Source organism: Stenotrophomonas rhizophila (genome assembly GCF_003751305.1).
Lineage (GTDB): Bacteria > Pseudomonadota > Gammaproteobacteria > Xanthomonadales > Xanthomonadaceae > Stenotrophomonas > Stenotrophomonas rhizophila_B.
In genome coordinates this window covers 1,479,013-1,501,740 of the sequence record NZ_RJKV01000002.1, presented here as the reverse complement: position 1 = coordinate 1,501,740, position 22,728 = coordinate 1,479,013, and the positions used below count along the sequence as shown (strand labels likewise).

The following is a 22,728-nucleotide window of genomic DNA, read 5'->3' as shown; positions in this document are numbered from 1 at the left end:
AAGCTACATGGCGATCGCTCAGATCCAGGCTCGTACGGCGGCCCACGCCGGCTCTCGGCACCTAAGCTGCCAGATTCCGAACAGATAAGGCTCGTAGTGCGGCATCCATGCCGCACACGGTCCCGGAAACCCACCCCCACCGACCCATCCACACTTCGTCGGTGCGCATGGAAAGGAGCAGGCGCCGCCAACCTCGGCGTAGGCATGAATGACTGCGACTGCGACTGCGACTGCGACTGCGACTGCGACTGCGATTGCGATTGCGTTTGAGTCTGGACCTGCTCCGAAGGTTGAAGCGTAGGGCTCCCAGTTGGGTGAGCAAGCGACGCTGTCGTGTTTGATCACGGCCGGCAACACCAAGCTGCGGTGAGTGCGCGCATCGTTCACCGTTGTTGGCACACCGATCCTCAGCCCTAAAGCTGCACCAAAGAACAGTCCAAAGCGCAGGCGCCTGCCTTTTTCCGTACGCACCGGCCAATTGTCAGCGGGTCGGGGTGGGTGGGTCTGCAGGACCGTGTGCGGCATGGATGCCGCACTACGAGCCTACATGGGCGTACTTGCGGCGGGTCCAGCAGACCCACCCACACCGGCCCGTACACTGGAACGTCACTCCGTACGCTATGGCTTTGGCTTTGGCTTCGGCTTCGGCGTTGGCGTTGGGTCCGCCTTCCACCTTGAGCGCCAGCTGCCAACCACCAGCCCACGCCAAATCAGCACCGCAAGCCAGATTCAGCCCACACCCCCACCACCCGGATAAACTGTCGGCTCACTGACACCGCCGGTTGCACCATGTCCGAACTCCTCAGCCGCACCCATGCCGTTGCCCTGGACGCCGCCGACCCGCTGCGCGCCCTGCGCAACGAATTCGTCTTCCCCCAGCACAACCACCGCGACCAGACCTACTTCGTCGGCAACTCGCTGGGTCTGCAGCCGCGCGGCGCACGTGCCGCCGTCCAGGAAGTCATGGATAAATGGGCCTCGCTGGCGGTAGAAGGTCACTTCACCGGCGACACCCAGTGGCTGCACTACCACCGCCTGGTGAGCGAACAACTCGCCCGCGTGGTCGGCGCCCTGCCCAGCGAAGTCGTGGCGATGAACACCCTCAGCGTCAACCTGCACCTGATGATGGTCAGCTTTTACCGGCCCACCGTCGAACGCCCCGTCATCCTCATGGAGGCCGGCGCCTTCCCGACGGATCGGCATGCAGTGGAATCGCAGATCCGCTTCCATGGCTTCAACCCCGATACCGATCTGATCGAAGTGCAGCCCGACGAACCCAACGGCACGATCTCGCTGCAGGCGATCGAACGCGCGATCACCGAACATGGCCCGCGCCTGGCGCTGGTGCTGTGGCCCGGCGTGCAGTACCGCAGTGGCCAGGTGTTCGATCTGGACGCCATCACCCGCATGGCGCGCCTGCAGGGCGCCCGCGTCGGTTTCGATCTGGCGCATTCGGTGGGTAATGTGCCGTTGCAGCTGCACGACATCGCGCCGGATTTCGCCGTGTGGTGCCATTACAAGTACCTCAACGCCGGCCCGGGCGCCGTGGCCGGCTGCTTCGTGCACGAGCGCCATCACCGCGATGCCACGCTGCCGCGCTTCGCCGGCTGGTGGGGCCATGAAGAAGCCACTCGCTTCAAGATGGCGCCGCAGTTCGTGCCTGCGGTCGGTGCCGAGGGCTGGCAGCTCAGCAATCCGCCGGTGCTGGGCCTTGCCCCGCTGCGCGCTGCCTTGGATGTCGTCGACAAGGCCGGTGGCATCGACGCGCTGCGGACCAAATCGCTGCGCCTGACCGGCATGCTGGATGCGCTGGTGCGTGCGCGCCTGTCCGGCGTGCTGGAAGTACTGACGCCTTCGGAGTCGGATCGCCGCGGCTGCCAGCTCTCGCTGCGCGTGGCCGGTGGCCGCGAGCGCGGCCGCAGCCTGTTCGAGTACCTGCAGACCGTGGGCGTGCTCGGCGACTGGCGCGAGCCCGACGTGATCCGCATCTCGCCGACACCGCTCTACAACCGCTATCTCGACCTGCACCACTTCGTCGAGGAAGTGGAAGCCTGGGCCGGTCTTTGACCCGACCGCCCTCCCCGCCCCCACGGACATCGCCTTGATCGCTACCCCCTCCCGCTCGCTGAGCATCATCGGCGCTGGCCTGGCCGGTTCCTTGCTGGCCATCCTGCTGTCCCGCCAGGGCTGGCAGATCACCTTGTATGAGCGCCGCGGCGATCCGCGCGTGAGCGATTACGAGTCCGGTCGCTCGATCAATCTGGCACTCGCTGAACGTGGCCGGCACGCGCTGCGCCAGGCCGGGGTCGAAGACGCGGTCATGGCCAAGGCGGTGATGATGCGTGGGCGCATGATCCACCCGCGCGACGGCGCGCCGCAGCTGCAACGCTACGGGCGCGACGACAGCGAAGTGATCTGGTCGATCCACCGCAAGGACCTCAACACCACCCTTCTGCAGCTGGCCGAGGATGCCGGTGCCACCGTGCACTTCCACCGCCGCCTGCACACGGTGGATTTCGATGCCGGCTACGCGCGCTTCATCGATGACCGCGACGACCAGCCGCACGACATCCGCTTCGACACTCTGATCGGTGCCGATGGTGCCGGCTCGGCACTGCGCGCGGCGATGAACCGGAAGCAGCCGCTGGACGAGCGCATCGACTTCCTGGATCACTCCTACAAGGAGCTGGAAATCCCGCCGACCGACGATGGCGGGTTCCGGATCGAGGCCAATGCGCTGCATATCTGGCCGCGCGGGCACTACATGTGCATCGCGTTGCCGAACGACGAAGGCACGTTCACGGTCACGCTGTTCCTGCCCAACGAGGGCGATCCGAGCTTTGCCACCACCAACAGCGGGGCCGAGGCCGAGGCGCTGTTCGCGCGCGACTTCCCCGATGCGCTGCCGCTGATCCCGAACCTGCGCCGCGACTGGGAGCAGCATCCGCCGGGCCTGCTGGGCACGCTGCACCTCAAGCACTGGCACATGAAGGGCCGCGCGGTACTGATCGGCGATGCCGCCCACGCGATGGTCCCGTTCCACGGCCAAGGCATGAACTGCGCCTTCGAAGACTGCATCGCCCTGGCCGGGCATCTGCTGGAGCAGGATTCGCTGGGCAAGGCCTTCGCTGCATTCGAAGTGGACCGCAAGCCGAACGCCGAGGCGATCCAGCAGATGGCGCTGGAGAACTACCTGGAGATGCGCGACCGCGTGGCCGATCCGCAGTTCCTGCTGCAGCGTGAACTGGAACAGGCGCTGCAGGCGCGCTGGCCGACCCGCTTCGTGCCGCATTACACGATGGTCACCTTCCTGCGTACCCCATACGCCGTTGCGCTGGCGCGCACCGAGCTGCAGCGGCGCATGCTGGAGGAAGCTACTGCCGGGCACGACACCCTGGCGCATATCGACTGGGCCGCGCTGGAGCGGCTGGTCCACGAGCAACTGCCCGTCCTGGAGGGCGCGCACTGATGGCCGACAGCTTCCTGTTCTATGACCTGGAAACCTTTGGTCAGGACCCGCGCCGCACGCGCATTGCGCAGTTCGCCGGTATCCGCACCGATGCCGATCTGAACATCCTCGAAGAACCCGTCAGCTTCTACGTCAAACCGGCCGATGATCTGTTGCCCTCGCCGATCGCCACGCTGATCACCGGTATCACCCCGCAGCACGCGCTGAGCGCCGGCGTCACCGAGGCCGAGGCGTTCGCGCGGATCAACGACCTGATGGCGCAGCCGGGCACCTGCTCGCTGGGCTACAACACGCTGCGCTTCGACGATGAGTTCGTCCGCCACGGGCTGTTCCGCAACTTCTACGACCCCTACGAACGCGAATGGCGCAACGGCAATTCGCGCTGGGATCTGCTGGACATGATGCGGCTGCTGCATGCGCTGCGCCCGGACGGGATTGTCTGGCCGCAGCGCGAAGACGGCGCCACTTCGTTCAAGCTCGAGCATCTGGCCACGGCCAACAACGTCCGTCAGGGCGATGCGCATGAAGCGCTGTCCGACGTGTACGCGACAATCGGTCTGGCGAAGCTGTTCAAGCAGGCCCAGCCACGGCTGTGGGACTACGCGCTGAAGCTGCGCGACAAGCGCTTCGTGGGCAGCCTGCTGGATGTGGAGGCGATGCAGCCGGTGCTGCACATCTCGATGCGCTACCCGGCCCAGCGCATGTGCGCCGCACCGGTGCTGCCGCTGGCGCGCCATCCCTTCATCAACAACCGCATCATCGCGCTCGATCTGGAGGGCGATATCGAGCCGCTGCTCGATCTGCCGCCGGAAACCATCGCCGCGCGCCTTTACACCCGCGCGGCCGACATGGCCGAGGGGGAGCAGCGCGTGCCGCTCAAGGAAGTGCACCTCAACAAGGTCCCGGCGCTGGTCGCCTGGAACCACCTGCGTCCGGCCGACCATGCGCGCCTGGGCATCGACCCGGCCGCGATCGAGGCCAAGGCCGAGCGCCTGCGCCAGATCGGTCCCGCCCTGGCCGAGAAGGTCCGCCAGGTGTACTCGGGTGAGCGCACGCTCGCGCCGAGCGATGTGGACGCCTCGTTGTACGACGGTTTCCTCGCCGACGGCGACAAATCCCTGATGTCGCGAATCCGCACCAGCCCACCGGCCGAACTGGCCAGCTTCGCCGAGCGACTGCGCGATCCGCGCATGCCCGAGCTGCTGTTCCGGTACCGCGCCCGCAACTACCTGGACACCCTGGACACCACCGAGCGCTCACGCTGGAACGACTATCGTCGCCAGCGCCTGCTCGGCGATGCATCGCTGGGCGAACAGACCCTGCCGCAGTTCACCGCGCAGCTGGATGCACTGGCCGCAGAGCACGCCGACGATGCCGGCAAGCTCGCCCTGCTGCAGCAGCTGCGCGACTGGGGCACCCACCTGCAGAGCAGCCTATGAGCACGTATTTCAGCCCGGCCACCTTCACGTTCCTGCGTGGCCTTGCCCGCAACAACGACAAGACCTGGTTCAACGAGCACAAGCCCAGGTACGAAGAGCACGTCCGGCAGCCGTTCCTGCGCCTGATCACCGATCTGCAGCCTGACCTGGCTGCGGTCAGCGAGCACTTCCGCGCTGATCCGCGCACCGTGGGTGGCTCGCTGTTCCGCATCTACCGCGATGCGCGCTTCTCCAACGACAAGTCGCCCTACAAGAGCTGGCAGGGCGCGCGCCTGTTCCATGAGCGCCGCAAGCAGGTACCGGCCCCGTCGTTCTATATCCACCTGCAGCCGGGCGAGAGTTTCGTCGGCGCGGGGCTGTGGCATCCCGAGCCGGCCACCCAGCGCAAGGTGCGGCACTTCATCGTCGACAACCCCGGCAGCTGGAAGGCCGCCGCGCATTCGCCGGTGCTGCGCAAGAAGTTCGATTTCGAGGAAAGCGAGAAGCTGGTGCGCGCCCCACGCGGGTTCGAGCCGGACTTCGAGTTCATCGACGATCTCAAGCACCGCAACTGGGTCTTCTGGCGCTCGCTGGACGACGCCACGATGACCGGCCCGCGCCTGCGCCAGACCATCGCGGCCGACCTGGTCACGCTGGCTCCCTTCGTGGATTACCTGTGCGCGGCGCTGGACCTGGAGTTCTGATCGCCATGTCCTCGCCAACGCCTCTCGCCCGGCGGCCGCTGGGCCGCAGCGGTCTGCAGGTTTCCCAGGTGTCACTGGGCTGTTCGGGCTTCTGGGGCCACCGTCGCTTCCCCGAGCCCCAGGCCGAGCGCATCCTGCGCCACGCGCTGGAGCGCGGGGTCAACCTGTTCGATACCGGTCACAACTACTCCGCCTTCCACGCCGAACCACGGCTGGGCCGGATCCTGCAGCGCGCCTTTGCCGCCCACCCGCGCGACGGGCTGGTGATCTCCAGCAAGGCCGGAACGCTCACCGGCCAGGCGGGCGTGAGCGGCACCGAACAGCGTGATTTTTCGCCGGAGAACATCGAGCGCAGCTGTGCCGCCTCGCTTCGAAACCTGCACTGCGGGCACCTGGATATCTTTCAGTTGCACGGCATCGGGGTACCGCAGATCACCGACGAACTGCTCTCGGCCCTGGACCGCATGCGCCGCAATGGCATGTTCCGCCTGCTCGGCATCAATACCCACACCGCCGAGACCATGCAGTTCATGGCCGCACATCCTGGCATGTTCGATGTCGCCCTGATCGACTACAACGCCCTGCAACAGGACCGCGAACCGCTGATCGCCGCCATGCATGAGGCCGGCATCGGGGTGCTGGCCGGCACGGTGCTGGCGCAGGGCCACCTGCTGCCGGCACGGCCGCGGCTGCCGCGCCTGGCCGATGCGTGGTACCTCGCACGCGCATGGTTGAAACCATCCAGTCGGCAGTTGATGCGCAGCGCACGCACGATGCAGCGTGCGATCGCCACGGTACGGTCGCAGACACCGGCGCAGACGGCATTCGCTTACGTGCTGCAGAACCCGAACATCGCCAGTGGCGTCCTTGGCACCACCCGCCTCGGCAACCTGGATCAGATCCTGGATACGCGGGTGGACGCCCTGACACCGGACGAATGCGCGCGCCTGGTCACTGCCTTCCAGCACGGTCATGGCTCGCCCAGTCATTAGCCTTCACATCCCCCGACACCCACTGCGGCAAGCTCGCCGCAGTGCCCTGTAGATGCGTGATGCAATGAAAAAACTGCTCTGGTTGACGGCCGCGGTGCTGCTGGTCCTTGCCGGTGTGCTGTTCAGCGGACCCTACGTGACCGTGCATGGTCTCAGCCGCGCGATCGAGCAGCGCGATACCGCCACGCTTGACCGTTACGTGGATTTCCCGATGCTGCGCGCCAATCTGCGTGCCCAGCTGAGCGACTACGTGGTGCGCCGCGCCGGGCCGGACATGCAGTCCAGCCTGTTCGGTGCGTTGCTGCTCTCGGCCGGTGACCGGCTCAGCGCGACCGCCGTGGACGCGCTGGTGACCCCGACCGGCATCGGTGCGCTGCTGGAGGGGCACACCCTGTGGAAACGCGCCAGCAACGATCTGGACAGCCCCAGCAACGACGCCTATGCCGCGCCACGGCCGGCGCGGCCCCTGAAGGGCGCCACCCACCGTTTCGAGTCGCTGTCGCGGTTCACCGCCACCACCTACACGCCGCAGGGCGCGCCAGTGGTGTTCATCCTGCAGCGCTCGGGCCTGCGCTGGCGGCTGGTCGACATCCGCCTGCCATTGAATCCCGACACCACCGCGCCGTCGGTCCTGCCGATCCCGTAGGTGCCCACCGTTGGTGGGTACATGGGCCCCGCGCACATCCGGGCGGCGCATCAACCGTCGTTGGCGACCCCATGCGGCACATGTCCGGCGGCCACGCTCTGGTGCTGCAGCGCGCTGTCGATGTTGTGCTGGGAATCGTCGAAGAAGATATCCGCGCCGAACGCTTCCAGGAACGGGCCCTTGTGGCGGCCGCCAAGGAACAGCGCCTCGTCCAGACGCACGCCCCACTCGCGCAGCGTGCGGATCACGCGCTCGTGCGCCGGCGCCGAGCGGGCGGTCACCAGTGCGGTGCGGATCGGCGCATCTTCGCCGGACGGGAACACCGCCTGCAGTGTGTGCAGGGCCGAGAGGAAGTTGCGGAACGGACCGCCGCTGAGCGGCTCGCGGGCGTTCTCGCGCTCATGGCGGCCGAACGCTTCCACGCCCTGCTCGCGCGAGATGCGCTCGCTCTCATCGCCAAAGATCACCGCATCACCATCGAAGGCGATGCGCAGCTGGCCCAGCGGACGGCCCAGATCGACCTGTTCGGCCGCGGCAATGGTTTCGCCCGGCGGCTTGGGCAGGATGGTCGCCGCAGCGATCCCGTGCAGCAGCGCGCGCCGCACCGATTCGGGGTTGGCCGACAGGAACAGATCGGTGCCGAACGGTTTCACATACGGCCAGGTCGGCTCGCCCGCGGTGAATGTCGCGCGGATGATGCCCAGGTCGTAGTGCTGGATCGAATTGAAGATGCGCAGGCCGGTATCGGCGGAGTTGCGCGACAGCAGGATCACTTCCACCCGTGGCTGTTCCGGCGACTGGCCCTGGTTGAGGGCGAGCAGCTTGCGCACCACCGGGAAGGCCACGCCGGGGCGCAGCACATCATCTTCGTGCTTGCGCTGGTACTCGGCGTAGGCATCGACGCCTTCGGCCTCGAACAGCGCGTGGCCCTCTTCCAGATCGAACAGGGCCCGCGACGTCACGGCAACGGTCAGCAAACGAGGGGTGTTGTCGCCCATGGCAATCAGCAATCCAATGCGGCCGCAGCGGCCGGCCAGCCATTCTCCCACAGTGCATGGCCACCACGGCCGTGCACCGTCAGAACATGAACTGCTCGCTCAGGATGCGGTCTTCCAGGTTGTGTTCCGGGTCGAACAGCATGGTGACGCGGCGTTCGCGAGATTCGCGGATGGTCACTTCCACCACATCGCGGGTTTCGTGCGAGTCGGCGGTGACGCTGACCGGGCGCTTGTACGGATCGAGCACCCGGAAACGCACTTCCGTCGCGGCCTTGAGGATCGCCCCCCGCCAGCGGCGCGGGCGATACGGGGCCAATGGGGTCAGCGCGATGGTATGCGAGCCCAGCGGCAGGATCGGGCCGTGTGCGGAGTAGTTGTATGCGGTGCTGCCGGCCGGGGTGGCGACCAGCACGCCGTCGCCGATCAGCTCGGCCACGCGTTCCTGGCCGTTGAGGTCGATGCCGATGTGCGCGGCCTGGCGGGTCTGGCGCAGCAGCGAGACGTCGTTGTAGGCCAGCGACCCGGTAGTGGTGCCGGACTCGGTCAAGGCCAGCATCTCCAGCGGCCGCAGGTTGGCCGGCTCGGCGGCCGCCAGGCGCGCGGGCAGATCGTCATCACGGAACTGGTTCATCAGGAAACCAACCGTCCCCAGCTTCATGCCGAACACCGGCTTGTCCAGCGCGCCATAGCGATGCAACGTCTGCAGCAGGAAGCCATCACCGCCCAGCGGGCACAGCACCTCGGCCTGCTCGGGCGTGTAGTCGCCATAGCGGGCCCGCATCTGTGCCAGCGCGAGCTGCGCCGCCTCGGTGGAACTGGCCAGGAAGGCGATACGGGGGGAAGCGCTCATCAAACATCCGGTGGGGCGGGTTCGCCAGAGCATACCCGCCACGTCCCGGGTAGGCCACGACCGTTGGTCGTGGCGTGGGGCGCCGGTCATGTCGGCGTCCGCACCGACCAACGGTCGGTGCCTACCGGATGCCGGGAACCGACATGAAAAAACGGCCCCGCCGAAGCGGAGCCGTGTGTTTCTCATGCAATGCAGTTACCAGCCCCCCCCCATCTCTCTGGAGCAGAGCCCCCCTGAGTCAGGGGGGCGCGCCGAAGGCGTGGGGGTCTGGAAGCATGGTTTGCATGGGGCCCACGGTTTGCAAAGCAAACCGCGGGGCGTCAGCGCGAATGCGCTTACGCACCATGCTTACGCACCATGCGAGGCCAGCTGACCCAGGCGCTGCACCGCGACGGAAACGGTCGGGTAGTCCAAGGTTTTCTGCTCGGCCAGCTCGGCCAGCATCGCCAGCGTGAAGCGCAGGCTGCTGTCATCGCGGCCCATCCAGGCGGCGACCTTGGCTTCGGCGCTGCTGCCCTTCATCGACAGGACCTGGGCAGCCAGGTTGCGATGGTGGGCGGCCAGCTCGTCGCGCAGCACGCCACGGGCCACGGCGTGCCAGCGGCCGTTGACCTCCAGCGCGTCGATCTGCTCGAACAGCCACGGCAGCTGCAGGGCGTCGCCCAGGCGGAAGTGGACCTTGGAGACGTCCACCGGCTTGAGCTTGCGGGTGCGGGCCAGTTCGATGATGTCGAACGCCGGCTCCAGGAACTGCAGTTCCGAAAGCTGCTGCGACAACGCCGGCGGCAGGCCCTTGTCCTTCCACTCCTGCACGCTGGCCTCGTAGGCCGGGCGCTGCGAATCCGGCAGCACCCCGGAGGCGTCGCGGATGTCGTTGAACGCGGCCTGGTAGCGGTTGACCGCTTCGGTGATGCCCGGCATGGCGCCCGGGCGCGAGAGCAGCCAGCGCACGAACGAGCGCTGCAGCTTCCAGATCACTTCCAGCGCGTCGATCTGCACCGACTCCGGCAGCGTGCCGTCGAGGGCGTCGATCTGTGCCCACAGCGCGCGTGCATCCAGCGTCTCACGGCTGATCGTGTACGCCTTGGCGACCTCGGCCACGGTGCGCCCGGTGTCTTCCTGCATGCGCATCAGGAAGGTGGCGCCCATGCGGTTGATGGTCTGGTTGGTCACGGCCGTGGCGATGATTTCGCGCTTCAGGCGGTGACGCTCCATCGCATCGGCGTACTTCTTCTGCAGCGGCGTCGGGAAGTAGCGCTGCAGCTCCTTGGACAGGTACGGATCTTCCGGAATGTCCGACTCGAGCAGTTGCTGGAAGGCCACCAGCTTGGAGTAGGACAACAGCACCGACAGTTCCGGACGAGTCAGGCCCTGGCCACGCGCCTTGCGTGCGGACAGTTCCGCATCCGAGGGCAGGTACTCGATTTGGCGATCCAGCAGGCCCTGCTGTTCCAGCGTGCGGATGAAATGCTGCTTGGAACCCAGGCGCTTGACCGCCATGCGCTCCATCAGGCTCAGCGCCTGGTTCTGACGGTAGTTGTCCATCAGCACCAGCGCAGCGACTTCGTCGGTCATCGAGGCCAGCAGCTTGTTGCGCTGTTCGACGGTCAACTTCTTGGCCCGCACCACATCATTGAGCAGGATCTTGATGTTGACTTCGTGATCGGAGGTGTCCACACCGGCCGAGTTGTCGATGAAGTCGGTGTTGAGCAGTACGCCGGCCTGGGCGGCTTCGATGCGGCCCAGCTGGGTCATGCCCAGGTTGCCGCCCTCGCCCACCACCTTGCAGCGCAGCTCGCCGCCATTGACGCGCAGCGCGTTGTTGGCGCGGTCGCCGACATCGCTGTGCTGCTCGCTGGCCGCCTTGACATAGGTGCCGATGCCGCCGTTCCACAGCAGATCGACCGGCGCCTTGAGGATCGCGCTCATCAGATCGTTCGGCGCCATCGACTTGACGCCGTCGTCCAGGCCCAGTGCCTCACGCACCTGCGGGGTGATCTCGATCGACTTCAGCGTGCGCGGGAAGATGCCGCCGCCCTTGCTGATCAGCTTGGCATCGTAATCGGCCCAGCTGGAGCGCGGCACGGTGAACAGACGCTCGCGCTCGACGAAGGTCGTGGCCGCATCCGGGTTCGGGTCCAGGAAGATGTGGCGGTGATCGAACGCCGCGACCAGGCGGATGTGGCGCGACAACAGCATGCCGTTGCCGAACACGTCGCCGGACATGTCGCCCACGCCGACCGCAGTGAAATCCTGGCTCTGGCTGTCACGGCCCAGCGCACGGAAGTGGCGCTTGACCGACTCCCACGCACCGCGTGCGGTGATGCCCATGCCCTTGTGGTCGTAACCGACCGAGCCACCGGAGGCGAACGCATCGCCCATCCAGAAGCCGTGCGCCACGGCCAGGCCGTTGGCGATGTCGGAGAACGTGGCGGTGCCCTTGTCGGCCGCCACCACCAGGTACGGGTCGTCCATGTCGTGGCGGACCACGTCCACCGGCGGCACGATCTTGTTGTTGACGATGTTGTCGGTGATGTCCAGCAGGCCCTGGATGAACAGCTTGTAGCAGGCCACGCCGTTGGCGAACACCGCATCACGGTCGCCGTTGACCGGCGGCATCTTGGCGAAGAAGCCGCCCTTCGCGCCGACCGGCACGATCACGGTGTTCTTGACCATCTGCGCCTTGACCAGCCCAAGCACCTCGGTACGGAAATCTTCGCGACGGTCCGACCAGCGCAGGCCACCACGGGCCACGGCACCGAAGCGCAGGTGGGTACCTTCCACGCGCGGGCCGTACACGAAGATTTCGCGGTACGGGCGCGGCTTGGGCAGGTCCGGCACCAGCGCCGAATCGAACTTGAAGCTGATGACGTGGCCCGGACGGCCCTCGGCATCGGTCTGGTAGTAACTGGTGCGCAGGGTCGCATCGATCACGCCCATGAAGCTGCGCAGGATGCGGTCTTCATCGAGGCTGGAGACGCGGTCCATCAGCTTGAGCAGCGCATCGCGCGCGGCATCCATCTGCACGGTGCGGTCGCCCTTGCGTGCATCGACCACGGTCTTGAGCACTTTGAGGGTGGCTTCGTCACCGCCGGCGAGCACGGTCAGGTGCGCGCGCAGCTGGGCCTGGCCCTCGGCGATCGCGTCCTTGCTCTCGTGGCCGGTGGCCGGATCGAAGCGGGCTTCGAACAGCTCCACCAGCAGGCGGGCCAGCAGCGGGTAACGGGTGAAGGTGCCCTCCACATAGGCCTGCGAGAACGGCACGCCGGTCTGCAGCAGGTACTTGCAGTAGCCACGCAGCATCGCGACCTGGCGCCAGTGCAGACCGGCCGCGAGCACGAGGCGGTTGAAGCCATCGTTCTCGGCATCGCCGTGCCACACGCGGGCAAAGGTTTCACCGAAGGCGGCATCGACGCTCGGCGCGTCGATCGCACCCGCCACCGATTCCACTTCGAAGTCCTGCACGTACACCGGGGCGTTGTCGACCGTCAGACGGTACGGGCGCTCGGAGATCACGCGCAGACCCATGTTTTCCATCATCGGCAGCGCATCGGACAGCGGGATGTCATCCAGCTGGCGATACAGCTTCAACCGCAGGCCATCGCCTTCGTCGCGATGCACGGCCTGCAGGCTCAGACGCAGATCGTCCGGGCCGGTCAGCGCATCGAGCTGGCTGACGTCGTTGGCGGCAATCTCGGTGCTGGAGTCTTCGATGTAGCCGGCCGGCAGTGCCTTGCCGATACGTGCGGCGATGCGCAGGCCTTCGGTTTCACCGTGCCGGGCCACCAGCGCTTCGCGCAGATCGTCCTGCCAGTTGCGCAGCACCTGGGCAAGCTTCTGCTCCAGTGCGCTGGTATCCACTTCCAGGGTCTGGCCAGCCTTCGGGCGCACGATCAGGTGCACCTGGGCCAGCGGCGACTCACCGAGCACGACCGAGCTGTCCACGTACTCGCCCTGCAGGGCGTCCTTGAGCATGGCTTCGATGCGCAGGCGCACATCGGTGTTGAAGCGCTCGCGCGGCAGGTACACCAGCGCGGAGATGAAACGGCTGTACTTGTCGCGGCGCAGGAACAGGCGGCTGCGCACGCGCTCCTGCAGGCCCAGCACGCCCATGGCGGTGCGGAACAGTTCGTCTTCGCTGGACTGGAACAGCTCTTCGCGCGGCAGGGTTTCCAGGATGTGGCGCAGGGCCTTGCCGCTGTGGCTGCTCGGTGCCAGGCCGGACTTGCTCATCACGTATTCGTGGCGCTGGCGCACCAGCGGGATTTCCCACGGGCGGCGGTTGTACGCGCTGGAGGTGAACAGGCCCAGGAAGCGCTGCTCGCCGATGATCTTGCCCTTGGCGTCGAATTCAAGCACGCCGATGTAGTCCATGTAGCCGGAGCGATGCACGCGCGAACGGGCATTGGTCTTGGTCAGGATCAGCGCGTCCTTCAAGCCGGTGGTGGCATTGAGGCCCTGCGCAGCGAGCGTCTTGACCGGACGTGCAGCGGACTTGTCCTGCCCGCGCATCAGGCCCAGGCCGGTGTCGTTGAGCGGCGCCAGCACGTCTTCCTTGCCCTGCTTCTCCACGCGGTACTCGCGGTAGCCGAAGAAGGTGAAGTGGTTGTCGGCTGCCCAGCGCAGGAATTCCTGCGCTTCGGCACGCGAAGCGGCATCCACCGGCAGCTGGCGGCTGCCCAGGTCGTCGGCCAGGCTCTGCGCCTTGGCACGCATCGCGTCCCAATCGCGGACGATGGCACGCACCTCGTCCAGCGCCTTGATGATCGCCTTTTCGACGTCGGCCATGGCGTCGGCCGGCTGGCGGTCGATCTCCAGCAGCATCACCGATTCGGCGGTGCCGTCGCTGACACCGGTCAGCTTGCCGGCCTTGTCACGGGCAAAGCGGATCACCGGGTGACCCAGCACATGCACGCCCACGCCATGCTCGGCCAGCGACATCGTCACCGTGTCGACCAGGAACGGCATATCGTCATTGACGATCTGCAACACCGTATGCGGCGATTCCCACCCGTTGCTCTTCAGCGTCGGGTTGAACACGCGGACGTTGGCCTTGCCGGACTTGCGCACACGGGCGAATTCCAGCGTGTCCGCTGCCAGTGCGGCCCACTCCTCGGCGCTGTGGTGCGGGAACTCGTCCGCCTCCATGCGCTTGTAGAAGTCGGCGGCAAAAGCCACTGCCTCGGCCTGCCCGGCCGACGGGTAGCGCTTGCGCAAGGCCGTGTACACCGGCTCCAGCGAGAAGCCCACTGGCGAAACAGTCTGCGTATCGGCTGGTTTGGATTTGTTTTTCACGGTCTTGGCTGCTGGTTTTTGCGGTTTCATGACGGAGCGGTGCGTGATGCTCAGTTGGGAAAATGAAATTGTAGGCCTACCGCACAAAAATACCTTGCTGCAGGACGGAATAAGGTCTTTCGGGTTGGGTCCCGTTTACATCGGGCGCTTCAATCCGACGCAGTACGGAGGATCGCGTAGAAGCTCTGCACAGCGCAGCATCGGCCGCTTCGATTGCAACTTGACGTTGGGCATCAAAAACGACCGAAAATCAAGGCTTCTACAATTCTGAACTGGACGGTATAGTCCACCCCGTGACTCCCCCACCCCCCGCCGCCAGCACCCTGGACGCGCGCGATCACCGCGTGTTCGATGCCGTGCGCGAGCTGCTGGCCAGCCAGGGCATGCAATTGAGCATGGATGCGGTGGCACAGCACGCGGGATGTTCCAAGCAGACCCTCTACAGCCGCTATGGCAATAAACAGGAACTGCTCAAGCGGGTGATGCAGCGGCACGTCTGCCGCGCCACCGCCGGGCTGCGCTCACTCGACGGTGAGGACCTGCGCGGGAGTCTGCTGCGGTTCGCCAACGACTATCTGGATCACTTCAACCAGCCGCATGTGGTCCAGGCCCGCCGCCTGATCGCCGCCGAGTCCAGTCAGTTCCCGCAGGAAGCCCGTACGCTCTACCAGGACGGTGCCGGAGCCTTGGCACTTCATGTTTCTGAATGGCTGGCAACCCGTTCCGCCGAGGGTCAGCTGAGGCATGACGACCCGCACTTCATGGCCGAACTGCTATTGAGCATGATCGCCGGCTTGGATTTCGAGAAACAGCGCTTCCATATCCCCCACCGCGATGACGCCGCCGTGCGCCGCCGCTGGGCAGAATTCTCCGTCGACAGCTTCCTGCGCGCGTTCGCCGCGCCCGATGCAGCCACGGCTTCGTATTCAAACCAACACCGGAGCTTCTCCTGATGATCGCCCCACTCCGCACCCTTGCCCTGACGTGCGCAGTCGCCCTTGCGTTGACCGCCTGCAAAAAGGAAGAGCAGCAGGCCCCGCCGCCGCCGGAGGTGGGCGTGATCGAGGCCAAGCCGCAGACCCTGCCGCTGCAGCGTGAGCTGGTCGGCCGTCTGTCGCCGTTCCGCAGCGCCGATGTGCGCGCCCGCGTCCCGGGCGTGCTGCTCAAGCGCGTCTATCAGGAAGGCTCGGATGTAAAGGAAGGCCAGGTGCTGTTCCTGATCGATCCGGCACCGCTGCGTGCAGCACTCAATGCCTCCCAGGCCGAGCTGGCATCGGCGCAGGCCACCGCCGCCAACGCCAAGGCCGCCGCCAACCGCGCCCGCTCGCTCGCCCCGCAGGCTTACGTCTCCAAGTCCGACCTGGATGCGGCCGAAGCCACCGAGCGCACTGCCGCTGCCGCCGTGCAGCAGGCCCAGGCCTCGCTGGCCAGCGCGCGGATCAACCTGGGCTATGCCGAAGTGCGCTCGCCGATCAGCGGCCGCGCCGGCAAGCAGCAGGTCACTGAAGGTGCGCTGGTCGGCCAGGGGGATGTGACCCTGCTGACCACCGTGGACCAGCTCGACCCGCTGTACGTGAACTTCTCGATGAGCGTGGATGAGCTGACCCAGATGCGCGCGGCGCAGGCCAAGGGCGCATTGGCCCTGAGTGGTGATGGCAAGTCCACCGTGCAGGTGAAACTGGCCGACGGCACGGTCTATGACCAGCCGGGCACGCTGGATTTCTCCTCGACCACGGTCGACCCGGCCACCGGCGCGGTCTCGCTGCGTGCGGTGCTGCCGAACCCGCAGCAGATCCTGCTGCCGGGTGCCTTCGTCAGCTTCCAGGCGACGCTGGGTGAGCGCAACAACGCCTACCTGGTGCCGCTGCAGGCGCTGCAGCGCGACACCACCGGCGGCTACGTGCTGGTGGTGGGCAAGGACGGCAAGGTCGCCCGCAAGAATGTGAAGAGCGAAGGCCAGCAGGGCAGCAACTGGCTGGTCAGCGGTGGTCTGGATGCCGGCGATCAGGTGATCGTGGCCGGCGTGCAGAAGGTCAAGGAAGGCGAACCGGCCAAGGCCGCCCCGTGGAACCCGGCCGCCGGCAACGGCAATGGCCAGGCGCCGGCGGGTGCTGCTCCGGCAGGGGCCGCTCCGGCGGCTGCCGCCAAACCTGACGCCGCGGCCGCCCCGGCTGATGCCGCCGCCGCAAAGTCCGACGCCGCTCCGGCTGCCGAACCGAACAAGCAATAACGGGAATCCTCCGTCATGCCTAAATTTTTCATTGAACACCCGGTATTCGCCTGGGTGGTCGCGATCCTGATCTCGCTTGCGGGCGTGATCTCGATCCTGGGTCTGGGCGTGGAGTCCTACCCGAGCATCGCGCCTCCCCAGGTGACGGTGAGCGCCACCTACCCCGGCGCCAGCGCCGACACCGCCGAAAAGTCGGTCACCCAGGTGATCGAGCAGCAGCTGACCGGTATCGATCACCTGCTGTACTTCAGCTCCTCTTCGGCCTCCAACGGCCGCGTCACCATCACCTTGACCTTCGAAACCGGCACCGATGCCGATATCGCCCAGGTCCAGGTGCAGAACAAGGTTTCGCTGGCGACCCCTCGCCTGCCGACCGAAGTGACCCAGCAGGGCGTGGTGGTGGCCAAGGCCAACGCTGGCTTCCTGATGGTGGTGGCCCTGCAGTCCGACAGCGCCTCGATCGACCGCGATGCGCTGAACGACATCGTCGGCTCGCGCGTGCTCGACCAGATCTCGCGTATCCCCGGCGTGGGCAGCACCCAGCAGTTCGGTTCCGAGTACGCCATGAACATCTGGCTCAACCCGGAAAAGATGCAGGGTTACGGCCTGTCGGCCACGCAGGTGCTGGCCGCGATCAAGGACCAGAACGTGCAGTTCGCGGCCGGTTCGCTGGGCTCGGATCCCTCGCCGGAAGGCCACTACTTCACCGCGACCGTGTCGGCCGAAGGCCGCTTCAGCTCGCCGGAAGAGTTCGAGAACATCATCCTGCGCGCCAATCCCGACGGCTCGCGCGTGCTGCTCAAGGACATCGCCCGGATCGCCTTCGGTGCGAACAACTACGGCTTTGACACCCAGTACAACGGCAAGCCGACCGGTGCCTTCGCGATCCAGCTGCTGCCGGGCGCCAACGCGCTCAACGTGGCCAATGCGGTCACCTCGAAGATGGACGAACTGAAGCCGAGCTTCCCGGCCGGAGTCAGCTGGTTCTCGCCGTACGACAGCACCACCTTCGTGAAGATCTCGATCGAGGAAGTGGTCAAGACCCTGATCGAAGCGGTCGTGCTGGTGTTCCTGGTGATGCTGATCTTCCTGCAGAACTTCCGCGCCACGCTGATCCCGACCCTGGTCATCCCGGTCGCGCTGCTGGGCACGTTCCTGGGCATGAGCATCATCGGCTTCACCATCAACCAGCTGACGCTGTTTGCAATGGTGCTGGCGATCGGCATCGTGGTCGATGACGCCATCGTGGTCATCGAGAACGTCGAACGCATCATGACCGAGGAGAAGCTGCCGCCCAAGGCCGCCACCCAGAAGGCCATGACCCAGATCACCGGTGCGGTGGTGGCCATCACCGTCGTGCTGGCAGCGGTGTTCATTCCGTCGGCCCTGCAGGGCGGCGCCGCCGGTGAGATCTACAAGCAGTTCGCGCTGACCATCGCCATCGCGATGGGTTTCTCGGCCTTCCTGGCCCTGGGCTTCACCCCGGCGCTGTGCGCTACGTTCCTCAAGCCGACGCACAACGACAAGCCGAACATCGTCTACCGCACCTTCAACAAGTACTACGACAAGGTCAGCAACACCTACGTGGGCCACATCACCTCGGCGGTGAAGCATGCCCCGCGCTGGATGATCCTGTTCGTGGTGCTGACCGTGCTGTGCGGTTTCCTGTTCACGCGCATGCCGGGCAGCTTCCTGCCCGAAGAAGACCAGGGCTACGCGCTGGCGATCGTGCAGCTGCCGCCGGGCTCCACCAAGTCGCAGACCAACCACGCCTTCGCCCAGATGCGCGGCATCCTGGAAAAGCAGGATGGCTTTGAAGGCATGCTGCAGGTGGCCGGTTTCAGCTTCGTCGGTTCCGGTGAAAACGTGGGCATGGGCTTCATCCGCCTCAAGCCCTGGGCGGACCGCGACATCACGGTGCCCGAGTTCATCAACAACATGAACGGCGCGTTCTACGGCATCAAGGAAGCGCAGATCTTCGTGGTCAACCTGCCGACCGTGCAGGGTCTGGGCCAGTTCGGCGGCTTCGACATGTGGCTGCAGGACCGTGGCGGCGTGGGCTATGAGCAGCTGACGCAGGCCCGCAACATCCTGCTCGGCAAGGCGGCGCAGGAAAGCGATCTGCTGACCGGCGTGCGCCCCAACGGCCTGGAAAACGCCCCGCAGCTGCAGTTGCACGTGGACCGTGTGCAGGCGCAGACCATGGGCCTGTCGGTGTCGGACGTGTACAGCACCATCCAGCTGATGCTGGCCCCGGTGTACGTCAACGACTTCTTCTATGAAGGCCGCATCAAGCGCGTGACCCTGCAGGCCGATGGCCCGTACCGCACCGGCGCGGAGTCGTTGAACAGCTTCTACACGCCCAGCACGCTGCAGACCAATCCCGACGGTACGCAGGCGATGATCCCACTGAGCACCGTGGTGAAGTCCGAGTGGGTGTCCGCACCGCCGTCGCTGAGCCGCTACAACGGCTACTCGGCGGTCAACATCGTCGGTTCGCAGGCGGCCGGGCGCAGCTCGGGCGAGGCGATGCAGGCGATGGAACGGATCGTCAACGACGACCTGCCGGCCGGCTTCGGCTACGACTGGTCGGGCATGTCCTACCAGGAAATCCTGGCCGGCAACGCCGCGACCCTGCTGCTGGTGCTGTCCATCGTGGTGGTATTCCTCTGCCTGGCCGCGCTGTATGAAAGCTGGTCGATCCCGGTGGCGGTGCTGCTGGTGGTGCCGCTGGGTGTCCTTGGCGCCCTGGCCTTCTCGCTCGCCCGTGGCCTGCCGAACGATCTGTACTTCAAGATCGGCCTGATCACGGTGATCGGTCTGGCAGCGAAGAACGCGATCCTGATCGTGGAGTTCGCGGTGGAACAACGGGCTGCGGGCAAGAACCTGCGCGAGGCGACCATCGAAGCCTCCCGCCTGCGTTTCCGCCCGATCCTGATGACCTCGTTCGCCTTCATCATGGGCGTGGTACCGATGGCCATCTCCACCGGTGCCGGCGCCAACGCACGTCACGCGATCGGTACCGGCGTGATCGGCGGCATGGTGTTCGCCACGTTCCTGGGTCTGCTGATGATCCCGGTGTTCTTCGTGGTGGTCCGCCGCATGCTGGGTGACAAGCTGGACGAACCGTCCAAGGAGTTCCTGGAACGCCAGGGCGAAGCCAATACGGCGCACCGTCCGGATCGTTGATGGACAGGGGCAGCCACGGTTGCCCCACCGGCAGGTGACCACCGTGGGTGGTCACGCTGGAATGAAAAAGCCCCGGCGCGAGCCGGGGCTTTTTTGTGTGCGGTGCATGACGGGTAGAGCCACGCCATGTGTGGCTGACCGGAGGCACGCATCGGGGACCAGGTAATGGCGGCCGCTGGCCGGCTGCTCCGGGCACCTGCCAGACAAGGACCGCCTGGTTGCCGGCCAGCGGCCGGCACTACCAAACGGCCTCAGCGCAGCAGTGCCACCGCTGCACAGGCGACCACGATCGCCAACGACGGCCACTGCATCGGCATGTAGAAGAAATGATGGCGGGCATGCTCGCCCGCCGCGCGCGGGCCGCGATTGAGCACGATGCCGAGCACGACATTGATCGCTGCGCCGATGCCGAATCCGATCAACAGCTGCGCCAGTGAAGTATTGCCCTTGGCAACAGCAGGATCCGGCCAGAGCCACATCAACAGCAGCAGGGCGGCGATGGGGGTGAGCAGGGTCAGGAACCCTGCGCCTCGATAAATAACCATGGGGTAACCTGCAGAACGGGACCGCACATTCTGCACTACCCCACGTGCCGACCAACCGTCTGCACCTACCTTGATCCGACGCTGGAGCGTCCGCAATGCCTCCAGGTCACTTCAGAGGCCCCGGACGGACCAGCGGCGCCGGAAGGGCGCCGCCTTCCCATCGATCAGCGCAGACCGGTCTCGTTGCGCGCGATCACCAAGCGCTGGATTTCCGAGGTGCCCTCGTAGATCTCGGTGATCTTGGCATCACGGAAGTAACGCTCCAGCGGCATTTCCTTGGAATAGCCCATGCCGCCGTGGATCTGCACGGCCTGGTGGGTGATCCACATGGCCGCTTCGGAGGCGGTCAGCTTGGCGATCGCCGCTTCGTTGCTGAAGCGCTTGCCCTGGCCCTTCACCCACGCCGCGCGCAGCGTCAGCAGCAGCGCTGCATCCAGCTTGCACTTCATGTCGGCGATCTTGGCCTGGGTCATCTGGAAGGTGCCGATCGCCGCGCCGAAGGCCTTGCGGTCCTTCACGTATGCGATCGTCGCTTCGTACGCCGCACGGGCGATGCCGATCGCCTGCGAGGCGATGCCGATACGGCCGGCGTCGAGCACGCCCATGGCGATCTTGAAGCCCTCGCCTTCCTTGCCCAGCACGTCATCGGCGTCCGCCACGTACTCCTGGAACTCGATTTCACAGGTGGCCGAGGCACGGATGCCCAGCTTCGGCTCGGTCTTGCCGCGGTGGAAGCCGGCCTTGTCGGTGTCGATCATGAAGGCGGTGATGCCACGCGCACCCTGTTCCGGATCGGTCATCGCAAACAGCACGATGTATTTGGCCACCGGGCCGGAGGTGATCCAACTCTTCTTGCCATTGATCACGTAGGTGCCGTCGGCCTGCTTGACCGCGCGGCAGCGCATGGCCGTCGCGTCTGAACCGGACTGCGGCTCGGTCAGCGCGAACGCGCCGATGGCTTCACCTTCGGCGATGGCGCGAACGTATTTCTGCTTCTGCGCTTCGCTGCCATGGGTCAGGATGCCGTTGCAGAACAGCGAGTTGTTGACCGACATGATCGTCGAATGCGCAGCGTCCCCGGCGGCGACCTCCACCATCGCCAGGACGTAGGCGATCGGGTCCATGCCCGCACCGCCGTAGGCTTCGGGCACTTCAATGCCCATCAGACCGTTCTCGCCGAGCAGGCGGATGTTCTCCAGCGGGAACTCGCCGGTGCGGTCGTGGTGTTCGGCGCTGGGCGCGATTTTTTCCTGCGCGATTCGGCGCGCAACGTCCTGCAGCATCAACTGCTCTTCGGTAAAGCTGAAATCCACAACACCCTCCCGGGTACAGAGTGATAAGGGCCGCAGTGCGCGCGACCCGGTCGGGCGATTGTACCGGGGGGCGGGGAAAGGACGCCTGACTTGACCGCACCGCCGCCAAAGGACGAAAATATCTCTATATCGCGATAGGTAGATATTTATGGATCTCGAGGACTGGTCCGTCCGGCTGAAAGTGTTCGCCGACGCCACCCGGGTGCGCCTGCTGGCGCTGCTGGAACAGGAAGAACTCACTGTGGCCGAGCTGTCGGCCATCACCACGCTGGCGCAGCCGCGGGTGTCCACCCATCTGGCTCGGCTCAAGGAAGCCGGCCTGGTGCGCGACCGTCGCTCGGGCGTCTCGGCGTATTACCGCTTCGATGACGCTGCGCTCGACCCGGCGCAGCGCGCATTGTGGCATGCCCTGAGCACCGGCAGCGACGACCCGCTGCTGCGCCAGGATGCTGAACGCGTTGCTGCCGTCATGGCCAGCCGTGCGGCGGACCAGAACTGGGCCGACAGCGTCGCTGGCGACATGGAACGCCATTATTCCCCGGGCCGTACCTGGGAAGCGCTGGCACGCACCGCGCTGCCGCTGCTGGAAACCGGTGACGTGCTCGACATCGCCTCCGGTGACGGCGTACTGGCCGAGCTTGTGGCGCCGCACGCCAAGCGCTACATCTGTATCGACACCAGCGCGCGCGTGGTCGCTGCTGCCAGCGAGCGCCTGCGCCGGCTGGCCAACGTGGAAGTGCGCGAAGGCGATATGCATGCCCTGCCCTTCCCCGACCAGAGCTTCGACCTGGTGGTACTGATGCACGCACTGACCTACGCGGCCAAGCCGGCCCAGGCCGTCGCCGAGGGTGCGCGCGTGCTGCGCCCGGGCGGGCGCCTGCTGCTGTGCAGCCTGGCCCGTCACGAGCACCGTGCGGCCGTGGATGCGTATGGCCACGTCAACCTCGGTTTCAGCGACAAGGAACTGCGCAAGTTCGTGGAGAAGGCCGGCCTGGTCGTCTCCAGCCTGGAAACCGTGACCCGCGAAAAGCGCCCGCCGCATTTCGAAGTCATTTCGCTGATTGCCAGCAAGCCCTGAG

Annotated in this window: 14 protein-coding genes and 1 pseudogene; 10 read left to right on the top strand and 5 right to left on the bottom strand. The window is 66.1% G+C overall.

The window, feature by feature from the left end; genetic code table 11:
• Positions 1 to 789 precede the first annotated feature (789 nt).
• From kynU to EDF74_RS15125, 6 genes are all read left to right on the top strand, one after another.
• Complete coding sequence (gene kynU / locus EDF74_RS15150) at positions 790 to 2,067, top strand: kynureninase (protein ID WP_123730826.1); 1,278 nt, start codon at positions 790 to 792, stop codon at positions 2,065 to 2,067.
• A 34-nt stretch (positions 2,068 to 2,101) separates the two neighbouring features.
• Positions 2,102 to 3,469: an FAD-dependent oxidoreductase gene (locus EDF74_RS15145; protein ID WP_184997275.1), complete on the top strand. Its 1,368-nt coding sequence runs from the start codon at positions 2,102 to 2,104 to the stop codon at positions 3,467 to 3,469.
• Positions 3,469 to 4,908 carry an exodeoxyribonuclease I gene (sbcB, locus tag EDF74_RS15140; protein ID WP_123730824.1) on the top strand — a complete coding sequence of 480 codons (1,440 nt, stop codon included), beginning with the start codon at positions 3,469 to 3,471 and terminating at the stop codon, positions 4,906 to 4,908. The genes EDF74_RS15145 and sbcB overlap by 1 nt, the downstream gene beginning before the upstream one ends.
• Positions 4,905 to 5,591 carry a DUF2461 domain-containing protein gene (locus tag EDF74_RS15135; protein ID WP_123730823.1) on the top strand — a complete coding sequence of 229 codons (687 nt, stop codon included), beginning with the start codon at positions 4,905 to 4,907 and terminating at the stop codon, positions 5,589 to 5,591. Before sbcB ends, EDF74_RS15135 begins: the two co-directional genes overlap by 4 nt.
• 5 nt (positions 5,592 to 5,596) lie before the next feature.
• Entirely contained in the window at positions 5,597 to 6,583 is a 987-nt protein-coding gene (locus EDF74_RS15130) for an aldo/keto reductase (protein ID WP_123730822.1), read from the top strand.
• Between the two features lie 64 nt (positions 6,584 to 6,647).
• Positions 6,648 to 7,229 carry a DUF2939 domain-containing protein gene (locus EDF74_RS15125; protein WP_123730821.1) on the top strand — a complete coding sequence of 194 codons (582 nt, stop codon included), beginning with the start codon at positions 6,648 to 6,650 and terminating at the stop codon, positions 7,227 to 7,229.
• Between the two features lie 50 nt (positions 7,230 to 7,279).
• Here the strand turns inward: EDF74_RS15125 and EDF74_RS15120 are convergent, their stop codons facing one another.
• From EDF74_RS15120 to EDF74_RS15110, 3 genes and pseudogenes are all read right to left on the bottom strand, one after another.
• A complete protein-coding gene (locus EDF74_RS15120) occupies positions 7,280 to 8,227 on the bottom strand; it encodes a 5'-nucleotidase (RefSeq protein ID WP_088434636.1) in 948 nt (315 codons plus the stop codon).
• Between the two features lie 79 nt (positions 8,228 to 8,306).
• The gene (locus EDF74_RS15115; protein ID WP_123730820.1) at positions 8,307 to 9,077 is read right to left on the bottom strand and encodes an NAD kinase; all 771 of its coding nucleotides are present in this window, start codon (positions 9,075 to 9,077) and stop codon (positions 8,307 to 8,309) included.
• A 348-nt stretch (positions 9,078 to 9,425) separates the two neighbouring features.
• A pseudogene (locus EDF74_RS15110) lies at positions 9,426 to 14,321 on the bottom strand (NAD-glutamate dehydrogenase); the annotation flags it as partial.
• A gap of 344 nt (positions 14,322 to 14,665) precedes the next feature.
• Between EDF74_RS15110 and EDF74_RS15105 the strand changes: the two are divergent.
• Genes EDF74_RS15105 through EDF74_RS15095 form a run of 3 tightly spaced genes read left to right on the top strand, consistent with a single transcriptional unit; the run spans position 14,666 to position 19,791 of the window.
• Positions 14,666 to 15,325, top strand: a complete 660-nt coding sequence (locus EDF74_RS15105) for a TetR/AcrR family transcriptional regulator (RefSeq protein WP_184997273.1) — start codon at positions 14,666 to 14,668, stop codon at positions 15,323 to 15,325.
• Positions 15,325 to 16,602, top strand: coding sequence for an efflux RND transporter periplasmic adaptor subunit (locus EDF74_RS15100; protein WP_123730818.1), 1,278 nt, complete (start codon positions 15,325 to 15,327; stop codon positions 16,600 to 16,602). The genes EDF74_RS15105 and EDF74_RS15100 overlap by 1 nt, the downstream gene beginning before the upstream one ends.
• Positions 16,603 to 16,617: 15 nt before the next feature.
• A complete protein-coding gene (locus tag EDF74_RS15095; protein ID WP_123730817.1) occupies positions 16,618 to 19,791 on the top strand; it encodes a multidrug efflux RND transporter permease subunit in 3,174 nt (1,057 codons plus the stop codon).
• Between the two features lie 251 nt (positions 19,792 to 20,042).
• On the opposite strand, the gene EDF74_RS15090 is transcribed toward EDF74_RS15095, so the two are convergent.
• A complete protein-coding gene (locus tag EDF74_RS15090; protein WP_088434642.1) occupies positions 20,043 to 20,336 on the bottom strand; it encodes a hypothetical protein in 294 nt (97 codons plus the stop codon).
• 164 nt (positions 20,337 to 20,500) lie between these two features.
• Complete coding sequence (locus tag EDF74_RS15085) at positions 20,501 to 21,685, bottom strand: acyl-CoA dehydrogenase family protein (RefSeq protein ID WP_428999175.1); 1,185 nt, start codon at positions 21,683 to 21,685, stop codon at positions 20,501 to 20,503.
• A 112-nt stretch (positions 21,686 to 21,797) separates the two neighbouring features.
• Here EDF74_RS15085 and EDF74_RS15080 point away from each other — a divergent pair, with 112 nt between their 5' ends.
• Entirely contained in the window at positions 21,798 to 22,727 is a 930-nt protein-coding gene (locus tag EDF74_RS15080; protein WP_121037902.1) for an ArsR/SmtB family transcription factor, read from the top strand.
• The last annotated feature ends 1 nt before the right edge of the window (position 22,728 follow it).